Source organism: Roseateles amylovorans (assembly GCF_025398155.2).
Taxonomy (GTDB): domain Bacteria; phylum Pseudomonadota; class Gammaproteobacteria; order Burkholderiales; family Burkholderiaceae_C; genus Roseateles; species Roseateles amylovorans.
The window spans coordinates 89,114-102,270 of sequence record NZ_CP104562.2; the positions used below are offsets into that span (position 1 = coordinate 89,114).

The window sequence follows — 13,157 nt, forward strand, 5'->3', positions numbered from 1 at the left end:
GCCGATGGCATCGGCCTTCCGACGCATTGCGTCGCCGGTGCAATGCAAAGCAGAAACGATTGGTTCACCGCGACGACACGGATTCCTAGAGTGCGGCCTCACCGCGTCGCTGAGCGCTCATCCGGCGACCGGTGATTCCGGATCCGACGTCCCCACCACGACGGTCGGTCCCGGTTCGTCACCTCACCAAGGAAACGCTCTTGAAGCTGCACGTCGAGGTCGCTCAAGCGACCGGTTGGGCCGCCGCATTGGCCGCGGCCCTGGCCACCGGCTGGCCCCTGTCCGCGGCCCGCGCCGCTGAACTCGCCGCCCCGGCCCCCTCCGCCTCCGCGCCCACCTCCTCACCCACTCCAGCGCCCGCTGCGCCGTCGACCAGCGACACCGCACTGCCTGCGGTGGTCGTGACCGGTTCGCGGATTTCCCGCATCCAGAATGAAGGTCCCAGTCCGGTCACCATCATCCGGTCGGAAGACCTCGATCGCCTGGGCTATCGGAATGTCTCCGATGCGCTCAACGGCCTGACGGAGAACACCGGCTTCACCCAGGGAGAGGACTTCGGCAACACCTTCACCCCGGCCGCCAATGCAATCAGCCTGCGTGGCCTCGGTCCCAACCACACGCTGGTGCTGGTGAACGGACGCCGGGTGGCGGACTACCCGAGTCCCTACAACGGCTCGACCAACTTCGTGAACATTGCCAACATCCCGTCGGCCTTGATCGATCGGATCGAGGTGCTCAGCGGGGGCGCCTCCTCGGTCTATGGCTCCGATGCAATCGCCGGCGTGGTCAACATCGTGCTCAAGCGCAAAGTGGAGGGCGTGACCGTCAATCTGCGCGCCGGTGGCACCGAGCGCGGTGGCGGCGAGAACGCCCGCGCGCAGATCACCGGCGGCTTCGAGTCCGGAGCGTGGCAGGGCGTGCTGGGCGTGGAGTTCAGCGGGCGCGAGCCGATCTGGAGCCGTCAGCGCGACTTCATGTCCGACAGCTCGGTCAACGGCGCGGCACCCTCGGTGGTGTTCGGCCGACGCAATGCCGCCACCGGGCGCTACCTCGATCCGGGCGCCGCCTGCGAGGCGGTCCAGCCGCTGTTCGACGGATCGGTGAAGGCCGTCAGCTCCCGCACCGGGGTGTACTGCGGCAGCGGCCGCGCGTCGCCGAGCTTCTGGACCACCCAGACCGGCAACCGCAGCGCCCAGGCCGCCGGCTCGCTGACCTACACGGTTCACAGCGGGCTGGAGTTGTTCGTGGAAGGCCAGTTCGGCTGGGCCCGTACCGAGAACAACACCCGGGGTCCGAGCTGGACCTCGGAAGCGGCCGGCAAGGGCTATTTCCGCAACAGCACCACCGGCCTGCTGGAGACCTGGACGCGTCGCCTGTCGCCGGAGGAGATCGGCGGGGCCGACCGCTTCAACCGTCGCTGGCAAGATGCCACCCACAACGTCGCCGTCGGCGCACGGGGCGAGCTGTCGCCGACCTGGACCTACGAGGTCGCCGCCACCAGCGCCTACTACCTCAACCGCACCACCACGCCGCGCCTGCTCGCGGGTGTGGACACCCTGCTGCTCGGGCCGAAGCAAGGTGTGGACGCCGACGGCGTGGCCGTCTATGCGGCTGATCCGCAGCGTCTGTTCCGTCCGCTGACCACCGCCGAGTACGACAGCATCATCGGCGCGAGCAAGGGTCGCAACAGCAGCTGGAACCAACAGCTCAGCGCCAGTGCCAGCGGGAACTGGCTGACGCTGCCCGGCGGTCCGCTGCGTGCGGCATTGGTCGCGGAGGCGGGCAAGCAGGGCTTTGCCAACCTGACCGATCCGCGACTGGGCCAGGGCGTGTTCTACAACACCACCGAATCGGCCTCGATCCGCGGCACCCGCGATCGTCTGGCACTCGGCGGCGAGCTGAATGCACCGATCACCCGCCAGCTCACCGCAACCCTGGCGGCGCGGCATGACCGCTATCACTTTGCCGGCCGCAACGATGCCAGCACCACCTACAACGCGGGGCTGGAGTTCCGTCCGCTGTCGTCGCTGCTGCTGCGTGCGCAGCATGCCACCAGCTTCCGGGCGCCGGACATGAACTACATCTTCTCGCAGCAGACGCGGGGCTATTACTCGTCCTCGACCGACTATTACCGCTGCGCGCAGGCCGGCCAGCCGATCGACACCTGCGAGTTCACCGACCTCTCACCAGGCTTCAACTTCTCGCGCAACGGCTCGAAGGATCTGAAGGCGGAGCGCGGTCGTTCCTGGGGCCTGGGCGCGGTGTGGCAACCGTCGCAGTCCTTCGATGCCTCGCTGGACCTGTGGAAGATTGCCATCCGCGACCTGGTCACCGATCTGAGTGCGGACCGCGTGCTGCGTGACGAGGCCGACTGCCGGACCGGCATCAAGGACATCAACTCGCCGAGCTGCCAGGATGCAATCGGCCGCGTGCGCCGCAATCCGGCCGATGCGCTGGTGCGTCCGGGCGAGGTGGCGGAAATCCTGGTCAATCCGATCAATGCCTCCAAGGAATCCACCTGGGGCTTCGACATCGGCGCGCGTTACAGCTGGGCGACGCAGGATTGGGGCCGCTTCGTGCTGAACGCCAAATACACCGAGGTGCGGAGCTATCGCTATCAGCAGTTCGCCGGCGACAGCAACAACAACATGGTGGGCACGCCGGACTTCGGCGACTGGCCGAACAAGTTCAATGCCGGTCTGACCTGGCAGGTCGGCGCCTGGACGCACGCGCTGGCCGCGCAGCGCAACGGCAAGATCGCCCGGGAAGACCGCGAAGGCTGGCTGGGACCGTACTGGAACGTCAATGCCAGCACCGCGTGGCAGGTGGACCGCCGCACAAGCGTCGGCCTGACGGTCAACAACCTGTTCGACAAGGTGCGGCGCGACCCGAGCGCGACCTGGCCGTTCTATCCGGTGGGCTACTACCTGCCGTACGGCCGGCAGGCCTGGATCGAAGTGACGCATCGATTCGGCGGCTGATCGGGCTGCCAGGGCGCCGCCAGCCGGCGGCGGCAGCGGCAGCGCCGACGCCCGACATCCAAGGGAAGGGACAGACTCCTCAGGGAGCGGTCCCTTTTTCATGCAAAGCAAAGCAGATCTTGTTGGTTCACTTTCCGGTAGGGATTGCCTACATTGGGGGCACCCCCAACACTGCCCAGAGAAGACCCAGTGAACGCTCTCCGCCGCACCCTCTCGCTGCTTGCTGCCGCCACCCTCCTGGGCGGGGCCACGTGGGCCCAGGCCCAGACCACGCTGCTGAACGTCTCCTACGACCCGACGCGCGAGCTGTACCAGGACTTCAATGCCGCCTTCGCCAAATCGTGGAAGGCCAAGACGGGGGAGACCGTCACCATCAAGAACTCCCACGGCGGTTCGGGCAAGCAGGCCCGCTCGGTGATCGACGGCCTGGATGCCGACATCGTCACCCTGGCATTGGCCTACGACATCGACGCGCTGTACGACCACGGCAAGCTGGTGCCCGCAGACTGGCAAAAGCGCCTGCCCAGCAATGCCTCGCCCTACACCTCGACCATCGTGTTCCTGGTCCGCAAGGGCAATCCCAAGCACATCAACGACTGGCCGGATCTGGCCCGCAGCGGCGTGGACGTGATCACGCCCAACCCCAAGACGTCCGGCGGCGCCCGTTGGAACTACCTGGCGGCCTGGGGCTATGCCCTGAAGCAGCCGGGCGGCAATGCCGAGTCGGCCAAGGCCTTCGTCAAGCGCATCTATGCCAACACCAAGGTACTGGACTCCGGCGCCCGCGGTTCAACCACCACCTTCGTGGAACGCGGCATCGGCGATGTGCTGATCGCCTGGGAGAACGAGGCCTACCTGGCGGTCAAGGAACTCGGTCCGAACAAGTTCGAGATCGTCACCCCCAGCCTGTCCATCCTGGCCGAGCCGCCGGTGTCGGTGGTCGACAAGAACGTCGACAAGAAGGGCACCCGCAAGGTGGCCCAGGCCTACCTGGAATATCTCTATTCGCCCGAAGGCCAGACCATTGCAGCGAAGAACTACTACCGGCCGCGCGATACCAAGGTGGCGGCGCAGTTTGCCAAGCAGTTCGCGCCGGTGAAGCTGTTCACCATCGACGAGCTCTTCGGCGGCTGGCGCAATGCCCAAAAGACCCATTTCGACGATGGCGGCGTATTCGATCAGATCAGCGCCGCCCGCTGATCAGCGATCCGCTCTCCCCACCTGACCCGTTTGTCTCCTCGGTCGGTCGATCCGCGCACCCGCAAGGTTAAGGACACCACGACCGTTTGCTCTGTGCGAGCAGCCCCGCCCTGGCGCCCACGCCGGCGGGGTTCTTTTTTTTGGGTTTGACGGGCATCCATCTGTCCTGCGGAATCGAACGACCGTGCGTGGATGGATTGCGACACCCCCCAGAGGGCGCGCGCCGCGCAGTGCGGTCGGCCATCCGACACCGTTATGCTGCGGACGTGATGAGTCTTGCCCGCCCGCACCAATTCCTGGCGCCTCCACCGTCTCTGGCCGGACGCCCCCCGGGCGCGGCGATTGCGGTGTCCATGCGCGCCGCCGTGCAGGCCTTGGCGGTCATCCTGGCCGCGACGGTGGTGTCACCCACGGCGGCACTGGCGGCCGGACCGGCAGTGGAGCGCATCACTTGGCTCACCTCGGACAACACCGGCATGCCGGGGGTCTCCGACCCGACCGGCGTCACCGGCGCCATGATCCGGCTCATCAGCAAGCACTGGCCCCAGGTCAAGCACGACATCCTGATCGCCAACACCAAGCGCAGCTGGCAGATGATCGAGAACGGTCAGCAGGTCTGCCGCGCCAATGTGGTCCGCACGCCCGACCGGGAGAAGGTGGCCTATTTCATCAACACCCAGCTGACGCCGCCGCCGCAGTTGATCGTGCGTCGGGATCAAGTCGCTCGCCTGCCGAGGCTGGCATCCGGCGAGGTCCAGTTGCCGCAGCTGCTCGCGAATCCGCAGTTGCGCGGCGCGCTGATCGATGGCCGCAGCTACGGCACCGCCCTGGACGAGCTGCTGGCGCACCGGCCTGCGAATGCGGCGGTGACCTTCTATGCGCCGCGCGATTTCGGCGGACGCGTGCTGCAGATGCTCAGCCTCGATCGTGCGGACTACTCGATCGACTACGACATGGCCCTGGTGATGGCAGGCGACCCCAAGGGCCTGGTGAGCGCGCCGATTCACGGCGCCAGCGACTTGGTGATGGCCGGGATTGCCTGCCCCCGGACCGCCTGGGGGCTGGAAGCCATCCGGGGGCTCGATCGGGCGCTGGGGCGACCCGAGGCGGCGGCTTCCTTGCGTCGTGGACTGATGCGCTGGGTCACGCCGGAGACCCAGGCTCACTACGCCGCCCAGTTCGACGCCTTCTACCGCGAACGGGCCAAGCCTTCAAAAATCGAGCCATGAGCCCCGCCACGGGCAGGACACTGTGGTCCACCCGAGGTAGATCGCATCAAGGCATCAAGGCGTCGAACGGTCGGGGCGCCGGACAGGATCCAGCGCCGCACCTGCTCAGGCTCAGCTCGCGTACTTGATGGAGCAGCCGTAGGGACGGGTGTTGGCTTGCGACACCTTCTTGCCTGCGGCCAGTTCACCGAGCGCGACCTTCACATAGGGCTCGGCCTTGGCGATGTCCTCAGGCTTGGCCGTGGCGATGCTGTCGATGCCGCCCTTGTAGACCAGCACCCCTTGCGGATTGATGATGTAGAGATGGGGCGAGGTCTGCGCGCCATAGAGCTTGCCGATCTGGCCGCTGGGATCCAGCAGGGTGCCGCTGGGCGCCGAGCCGCGCTGCTCATTGAGCTTGATCGCCGTCGGGCCGTCGACGAAACCCTGCTGGCCCGGCGCCGACGAGATCACCTGCAGCCACACCACGCCCTTGGCGACCGCCTCCTTCTGCTGCGCCGGAATGTTGCCGCTGCCGTAATGCTTCTTGACGTAGGGGCAGTCGTGATTGGTCCATTCCAGCACCACCGTCTTGCCGCGCAGGCTCTCCAGGGAGAGCGTGCGGCCGTCTGCCGTCGTGGCGTTGAAGGCCGGCGCGGGTTGATCGATCTGAGCCTGAGCATGTGCCTGGCCCACGGCAGCAGCCAGCAGCGCGCCCATCAGCACGGTGCGGCGGGACACAACGGAGAACAGCGAGGTGGGGTTCATGGGAACTCTCCTTCAAATGATCAGAGGACCTGACGATGAGTGGACCCGAGCATCAAGCGACCACGTGGGTCCCTGGCTCAGGTGGCGTTGCCCTGCAGCGCCGAGGTGACGATGCCGGGCGTGAGGATCTGCGGCAGGACTTGCGCGTTGTCGCCAGTTCCCGCCGGGTAGTACAGATACAGCGGCACGCCGCTGCGTCCATGGCGTGAAAGCAGCTCGGTGATGCGCGGATCCTGGCGCGTCCAGTCGCCCTTCAGATAGGTCACGCCGGTGTTCTGAAAGGCCTGTCGCACCTCGGGCGTCGACAACGCGACCTTTTCATTGACCAGGCAGGTGATGCACCAGGACGCAGTGAGGTTGACGAACACCGGCTTGCCCTGCGCCCGCAACTCGGTGAGGCGTTCCGGGGAATACGGTTCGTAGTCCGCGCCGGCCTTGGCCTGGGCACCGACGGAATCGGTCGACTCCGAGCTGAGCAGCGGCAACAAGGCAAGCGCGGCGGCGACCGAGGCTGCGGCGGTGAGTGCGCCTGTCCAGCGCCCACGCGGACCGGCAAAGCGGCTGATGGTGCGCAGCCACGCGGCCAGCGCCATCAGACCCATGCCCACCAGCGCCAGCAACACGCCTTGCGGGCCCGCTTGCTGCGCCAGCACCCAGACCAGCCAGATTGCCGCGCCGAACATGGGGAAGGCCAGGCCCTGCTTCAGTACGTCCATCCAGGCGCCAGGCCGCGGCATCATGCGCTGCAGCGAGGGCCACCACGCCAAGGCCAGATAAGGCAGCGCCAGGCCCAGACCCAGGGCCAGGAACACCGCCAGCAAGGGCAGCGGGGGCTGGGCCAGTGCGTAGGCCATGGCCGCGCCCATGAACGGCGCGGTGCACGGCGTGGCGACGACCGTGGCCAGCACGCCGGTGAAGAAACTGCCCGTCAGACCCGGTCGGCTGGCCAGCCCTTGCCCGACCCCGGCCAATCCGGCGCCGATCTGAAGCGCACCCGCCAGCGACAGCCCCATCAGGAACATGAGCCAGGCCAGCAGCATCACAAACAGCGGGGAATGGAACTGGAAGCCCCAACCGACGCTGCCGCCCGCACTGCGCACCGCGATCAGCACACCCGCCAGGGCCGCGAACGCCACCAGCACCCCCGCGGTGTACGCCAGACCTTGACGGCGATGTTCACCGGCATGGCCATGCAGGAAACCCAAGGCCTTGATGGCCAGCACCGGGAACACACAGGGCATCAGGTTGAGCACCAGACCGCCGGCGAGCGCAAGCAGAAGGGCGGTCCACAGGCTCAGGTTGTCCGCACCGCCGAGCGCCGGATCGGCGACGACGCCCGCATTCGCACCGGTCGCCCCGTCGGCCTTGGGTGCGGCACTGCCGCCCAGCGGACTGCTCACCTGCCAGGCTTGTCCGTCCACCAGCAACAGGCCCTCCAGCGTGTCCCCCACCTTGGCCGGTTGCTCGCCCACCGGCATGCGGAGGCGCCATTCATCGCCCTGTCGATCCAGCACCGCCTTGGCGGCATGCTGGATGCGGCCCCAGTCCTGGGGCATGAAGAGGGCTTCGGTGGTCGCCTTGCCGCGCTCGGAAGTCTGAGCAGGCCAGGTCAGTTGCAGCTCGGTGCCATCCAGGCGGCTTTGCACCTGGAACGGTGCCGGCTTCGGCAACCGGGCCCGTGCCTCGTTCAGTCGCGCCGACTGGTCACCCGCAGCCGACTGAGCGGCCACCGGCAATTGAAGCATCAGCGTGGCCTGCTGGGGAATGCACTCTTCGCGGCAGACCAGCCAGGTCGCGTCGGCCTTCAAGGTCACCGGTCGATCCAGGGGCAGGTCTTGCGGGAGTTTCAGTTCCGTCAGTAGAAGCGCCTGGTCTTCGTAGCCGTAGTTGGTGATGGGACCGACATCGAAACGGCGCGGTGCGGGCCAGAGGATCTGCCCGGCTTGCGCGCCAGCGGGCAGCGTCCATTCGATGCTGGTGGGCTGACCGGAATCGCCCGGGTTGCGCCAGTAGGTATGCCAATGCGGCGCGATGCGCTGCTCCAGCGCCAGCAGCACGGTCTGACCGGGCTGCACGCGCGACGACGCGCTGATCAGCCGGACCTCGACCTCGTCGGTCCTGGAACGATCGGAGACCGGCGCGGCCGGCGATGCGGCAGCGGGAACCTGAGCCCAGGCCAGGGCGGCCTGCAAGGCCAGAGAGCTGAAAAGAATCAGAGAACGCATGGCCGCGATGCTAGAGGCTGCGGATGTCCCTCACAAGCCGGCGGCTTCTGTGTGGTGCGCTGGCTCGCCGCCCCCTTTGTCCGCTTCGTCTGCTTCCCCCTCGTCGCCCGCTGCGCCCTTTCCGCCCGCGACTCGCATGCAAGGGTACGGACCGCGGTCCCAATGAAGCGTTCTGCCGCGGTCCGCGGGATCGCATGCCTCAGGCGAATCGCACCGTCGATTCGTGTGAGGGCTGCGTTGGTTTGATGGGCCATCATTCCTTGTTTCCTTACTTTCGGAGAACCTTGAATCCAGGTTCACTGGACTGCGGAAATCGACCTCTCCTTGTTGCCATTGGGCGGCGTCTGGTTCCAACGTCGATGCGCGCCCGGCCAGACCGCCGCATGGTCCCCAAAATTCGGGTTTTCGAGCCCAAAATCGCCGTCAAAAAATGGGCAGAGCCTGACAGCTACTGACGCCGTCGATGGGCTTCGGACACGCAAGGCACGCGGAGCTTCAGCAGGCCATCTCCGAGCCACTGACGGGCTCGCAGGTTCCGGAGAAATCGGCCCGGAAAAATGCCCGGACACTGACAGCTCCTGACGAATGAATCGACGCAGAAATGAGGGGATCCGGAAGCTCTCAAAGACAGTGGCGAAAACGGGGTTTGAGGCCACGATCGGGCGGCACCCAGCGTCATTCAACGACGCCAGGTGCTTCGGAAAAATGCGCGGAAGCTGACAACTCCTGACGGGGTTATCGCCGGGAACCGCGTCGACCCACCAAGTACGAGCACCGCTCCCAGAAACTCCGCAACGTGCGTCAGATGCGTTTCATCGCGACGGGACAAGGGGTCGAGAGGGCGCCGCCGCTCGTCAAAAAATGGGCAGACCCTGACAGTTCCTGACGACGTGCGATCGGTCGCGAACAGGATCAACCGTTCGGAATATCGGGCTCGACCAGTTGGGTCAGCAGCAGCAGCGACTCTTGCCAGCCCAGATGGCAGGCCTCGGGCGGGATCAACTCGGGAATGCCTTCCTGGGTGACTTCCATCTCGGTGCCGCAGAAAACGGATCGCAGCTGGACGGTGGTGATCATTTCTCCGCGGAGATTGGGATCGTCGAAGCGGCTGCTGTAGCGCAGGAAACGTCCGAATTCGAGCTCCAGGTACTGGCCACCGAACGAGTGCACCGCCTGCGTCGACAAGTTGGTGAACGACATCCGCCATTCGCCGCCCACGCGCACCTCCATCTGATGCATCTCACCGGTGAACCCATGCGGCGGCAGCCATTTGCACATCGCCTGCGCGGTGGTGAACGCGCGATAGACGCGCTCCGGCGGTGCCTTGAGCACCCGGTGAAATCGAACGGTATGGGTCATGGTGACTCCCGAGGTGGGGCCCAGGACCGAACGGTCCTGCCGGGCCATGCCGGCGCTATGGGTCGGCACGCGGCATGGTCCACCATATCCCCATGGCATGTCCGTCAGGAGACACCCTGACGACCTTGCGGTTTCCGGAAGTGCGGGGGCCGGCACCGACCTGAGCGGCCCCTCGCGCGCGCCCTCACTTCGTGGCGGGTCCGGTCCAGACCCGCATCACGCGGTAGGGCGGCCGTCCCTCGTCAGCGCCGCCGGTGAAGGCGGGCGTCTTGTAGAGCTGGTTCACCGAGATGTAGAGCCAGGCGTCGCCGCCGAAGTGCACGCTGTCCGGCCAGTCCAGACGCGCGTCGCGAACAACCGGCGTGAGCTTGCCATCGGCTCCCAGGCGGTCGATACCGCTTTCGTTGAGGTTGGTGAAGAAGTGACTGCCCGTGCGGCTGGTGGTGGCGCCATCGGACACCGGCTTCGGGCCCACGCGTCGCACGGCCGCTGCCGTCTGTTCGTCGCTCACGCCGGTGCGCAGCAGACGCGCCGGGACCGAGTACCAAGTCTTGCCATTCATCGCGCCGAAGAAAACCGTGCGGCGGTCGGCCGACAATGTGATCGGATTCACCGCCACCTTGGCCGGCGCGCCCTGGAACTGGATCGCCTTGCCACCAATGACCATGGTGGCATCCGGCTCTGCCTGCAGTGACGGGTGACCGCCGAAGCGGCGGGCCTGTCCGGTGGCGATCTCGACCGCGATCAGGCCGGGATTGGCAATATCGGCCAGGTAAACCCAACCCTCATTGGCATCGACGGCGAGATCCTGGACGAAGCTCCCCTTGGGCGCCACCTCCGCCGGCAGTTCGATGCGATGCACCGTGCGTCCGCTGGCGATGTCGAAGGCCCACAGGCGGGTCTTGCCGAGGTTCAGGCCCATGTCGGTGATCCAGAGGCGCTGGCGGCTGTCGATGGTGATGCCCAACGGGGTGTCGATCTGATCGTCGTTGGCCGTGCCGGTACCGCGTTGCAGGGCCGCGCTGGGCCAGGGCTTGTAGCTGTCGCGACCGGAGATCTCGATCAGTTGCACATCCGTTGGCGCGCCCAGCGGATGCACCGTCGCGAAGAGACGGCCCTTCGGCGCTGGGGCAACGTTGCCGGGGCGGATCGGCAACTCGGCCACGACTTCCAGCGCACCGGGTTCGATGGCGAATGCGGACGAGGCGCCGCCCATCGCGATCACCGTCGCGAGTGCGAATCGACGCAGCGCGGAAAGCGATGTCAGTCGGGAAGCGACACGTGGATGCGCTTGGGGACTTCCGGTGTGGGCGCAGGCGCCGAAGGCGGGGGTTTCGGGGTGGCGGGATGAGGCCGCGGAACGAGTCGACATGATGGGCACGCTTTGCAGTGAGAACAGATGAACTGCAGTCTGGTGCGCGTCTGGTTTTCAATGAAGCCGTTGGGGGCGGAACATCTTTCAAAGGAAATTTGAAGATGCTCACGCTCAGGTTTGCCGATGAAATCCTTCCGCAGACAACAACACGGCCGGGCTTCAGGCCCCAGCAGTGTGGTCGCCTTCCAGCCTGATGGCCGGCCGAGCGGTTGTTCAGCCAGGCCCTGCGTGGATCAGTCCATCACTCCGCTCGCTTGGGCAGCGAGGTGTAGCGAAGGTAGGGGCGCACTGCTTCCCATCCCTTGGGGAACTTCTTGCGCAGGAGCTCCGGGTCTTGCAGGGAGGGCACGATGACCACATCGTCGCCTTCCTTCCAGTTCGCCGGCGTGGCCACGCTCTGGTATTCGGTCAGTTGCAGGGAATCGATGACGCGCAGCAGTTCGTCGAAGTTGCGGCCGGTGGAGGCGGGATAGGTGATCGTCAGACGGATCTTCTTGGCCGGATCGATGACGAAGACCGACCTCACCGTGGCGGTGGCGCTCGCATTGGGATGGATGAGGTCGTAGAGCTCGGCCACCTTGCGATCGGCATCCGCCAGGATCGGAAAGTTGACTTCAGTGCCTTGGGTGTCGTTGATGTCCGCGATCCAGCGGTGATGCGACGCCAGGGAATCCACCGACAGTGCGATCACCTTCACATTGCGGCGCTCAAACTCCTGCTTGAGCTTGGCCGTGGTGCCCAGTTCCGTGGTGCACACCGGGGTGAAGTCCGCAGGGTGCGAGAAGAGCACGCCCCAGCTGTCGCCCAGCCATTGGTGGAAGTGGATCCGACCTTCGGTGGAATCCTGTTCAAAGTCGGGCGCGAGGTCGCCCAGACGCAACGTGGCCATGAGATCTCCAATCGAGAGAAAGGGGGAAGGGTGGTGTGACGCCGGTGGCGTCGGTCGAGCTCAAGCGGGGTCGCTCAGATGGAAAAGGACCATTCCAGGATGCTCGCGCGCTCCGGGCGGCGAGCCCGGGCCGCGCGGGCACGGGCGGCCTCCACCCATCGCTTGGCCAGCGGAAAGGGGCCGAAACCGGATTCCGAGTTGATGTGGCCCACCAGCCCCAGGTTGCTGTAGCTGCTGCCCCAGCGGGTGGCCCAGCGCAGGGCGCTGGCGGCGCTCATCCAGGGGTCGTTCTGGCTGGCGATGAGGCTGCTGGGTCGGCCCAGTCGCTGATGCGGCAGGCGCTCGGACAAGCCGAACTTCTCCGGTTCCGCGGGGGCCACCAGCAACACCTCGCGCACCGGGGAATCCGGATGCTGTTGCAGATGGTGGGTCAATGCCAGGCAGCCGAAGCTGTGGGCCACGGCGATCCATTCGCCCTCGCCCGCATGGTCCAGGCGCGCCTGGATGCGGTCGGCCCAACGGTCGAGGTCGGGATGGCTGAAATCGCGTTGCCGCACCCGGTGAGCGTCGCGGTACTGCTGTTCGAGCCAGGTCTGCCAGTGGGCCGGCCCGCTGTCATGCAGCCCCGGGATGATCAGCAGCCGGGGTGCATCGCCGCCGGGACGGGCGGTGCGAGAAACCGTCGATGCGGTCGGTGCGGCATGCAGGGCTTGGGCCATGACGTTCTCCTCAGGCTCAGAGCGTGGCGATGGACACCTCGGTCGACTTGACCAGGGCGACCACTTCCTTGCCCACCGTCAGGTTCAATTCCTTGACCGAGCGGGTGGTGATCACCGAGGTCACCACCAGACCGGCCGCGGTCTGGACGTCGACCTCGGAGACCACGGGGCCTTCGATGATCTCTTTGATGGTGCCGCGGAACTGGTTGCGGACATTGATCGCGCTGATGCTCATGGGAGTCCTCCCTGGTAGATGGCCCCCAGCTTAGGCAGCTCGGCTTCGTCGCCGAACGAAGCCTTGTGACCATCTTCATGCGAGGACTGCATAAGGCGGCGCACCGCGGCATGGAGGTGGTCCTGAGATCCATCGTTGGGCGAATGGCTCTGGCGGCCGCCCTGTGCGAGCTGCGCGTTGAGCGGTTGGTAAAGCCGC

The 13,157-nt window shown here is 66.3% G+C and carries 10 protein-coding genes; 3 read left to right on the forward strand and 7 right to left on the reverse strand.

The features are described 5' to 3' along the window. Positions 1 to 200 precede the first annotated feature (200 nt). The 3 genes from N4261_RS00380 to N4261_RS00390 all read left to right on the forward strand — a co-directional run bounded on the left by N4261_RS00380 (position 201) and on the right by N4261_RS00390 (position 5,410). Positions 201 to 2,981 carry a TonB-dependent receptor plug domain-containing protein gene (locus N4261_RS00380; protein ID WP_261758228.1) on the forward strand — a complete coding sequence of 927 codons (2,781 nt, stop codon included), beginning with the start codon at positions 201 to 203 and terminating at the stop codon, positions 2,979 to 2,981. 189 nt (positions 2,982 to 3,170) lie between these two features. Continuing rightward, positions 3,171 to 4,181, forward strand: a complete 1,011-nt coding sequence (locus tag N4261_RS00385; RefSeq protein ID WP_261758229.1) for a sulfate ABC transporter substrate-binding protein — start codon at positions 3,171 to 3,173, stop codon at positions 4,179 to 4,181. Between the two features lie 269 nt (positions 4,182 to 4,450). Then, on the forward strand, positions 4,451 to 5,410 hold the full coding sequence (locus N4261_RS00390) for a TIGR02285 family protein (protein ID WP_261758230.1): 960 nt from the start codon (positions 4,451 to 4,453) through the stop codon (positions 5,408 to 5,410). A 111-nt stretch (positions 5,411 to 5,521) separates the two neighbouring features. On the opposite strand, the gene N4261_RS00395 is transcribed toward N4261_RS00390, so the two are convergent. From N4261_RS00395 to N4261_RS00425, 7 genes are all read right to left on the reverse strand, one after another. Then, positions 5,522 to 6,157, reverse strand: coding sequence for a redoxin domain-containing protein (locus N4261_RS00395; protein WP_261758231.1), 636 nt, complete (start codon positions 6,155 to 6,157; stop codon positions 5,522 to 5,524). Positions 6,158 to 6,234: 77 nt separating this feature from the next. Beyond that, entirely contained in the window at positions 6,235 to 8,382 is a 2,148-nt protein-coding gene (locus N4261_RS00400) for a protein-disulfide reductase DsbD family protein (RefSeq protein WP_261758232.1), read from the reverse strand. 912 nt (positions 8,383 to 9,294) lie between these two features. Beyond that, positions 9,295 to 9,741 (reverse strand): SRPBCC family protein, encoded by a 447-nt coding sequence (locus N4261_RS00405; RefSeq protein ID WP_261758233.1) that lies wholly within the window; start codon positions 9,739 to 9,741, stop codon positions 9,295 to 9,297. A 184-nt stretch (positions 9,742 to 9,925) separates the two neighbouring features. Next, positions 9,926 to 11,113 (reverse strand): major royal jelly family protein, encoded by a 1,188-nt coding sequence (locus N4261_RS00410; RefSeq protein ID WP_261758235.1) that lies wholly within the window; start codon positions 11,111 to 11,113, stop codon positions 9,926 to 9,928. A gap of 244 nt (positions 11,114 to 11,357) precedes the next feature. Further along, positions 11,358 to 12,005, reverse strand: coding sequence for a peroxiredoxin (locus N4261_RS00415; protein WP_261758236.1), 648 nt, complete (start codon positions 12,003 to 12,005; stop codon positions 11,358 to 11,360). Positions 12,006 to 12,079: 74 nt separating this feature from the next. Continuing rightward, entirely contained in the window at positions 12,080 to 12,724 is a 645-nt protein-coding gene (locus tag N4261_RS00420) for an RBBP9/YdeN family alpha/beta hydrolase (protein WP_261758237.1), read from the reverse strand. Positions 12,725 to 12,740: 16 nt separating this feature from the next. After that, positions 12,741 to 12,959, reverse strand: a complete 219-nt coding sequence (locus N4261_RS00425) for a TOBE domain-containing protein (protein WP_261758238.1) — start codon at positions 12,957 to 12,959, stop codon at positions 12,741 to 12,743. Between the last annotated feature and the right edge of the window lie 198 nt (positions 12,960 to 13,157).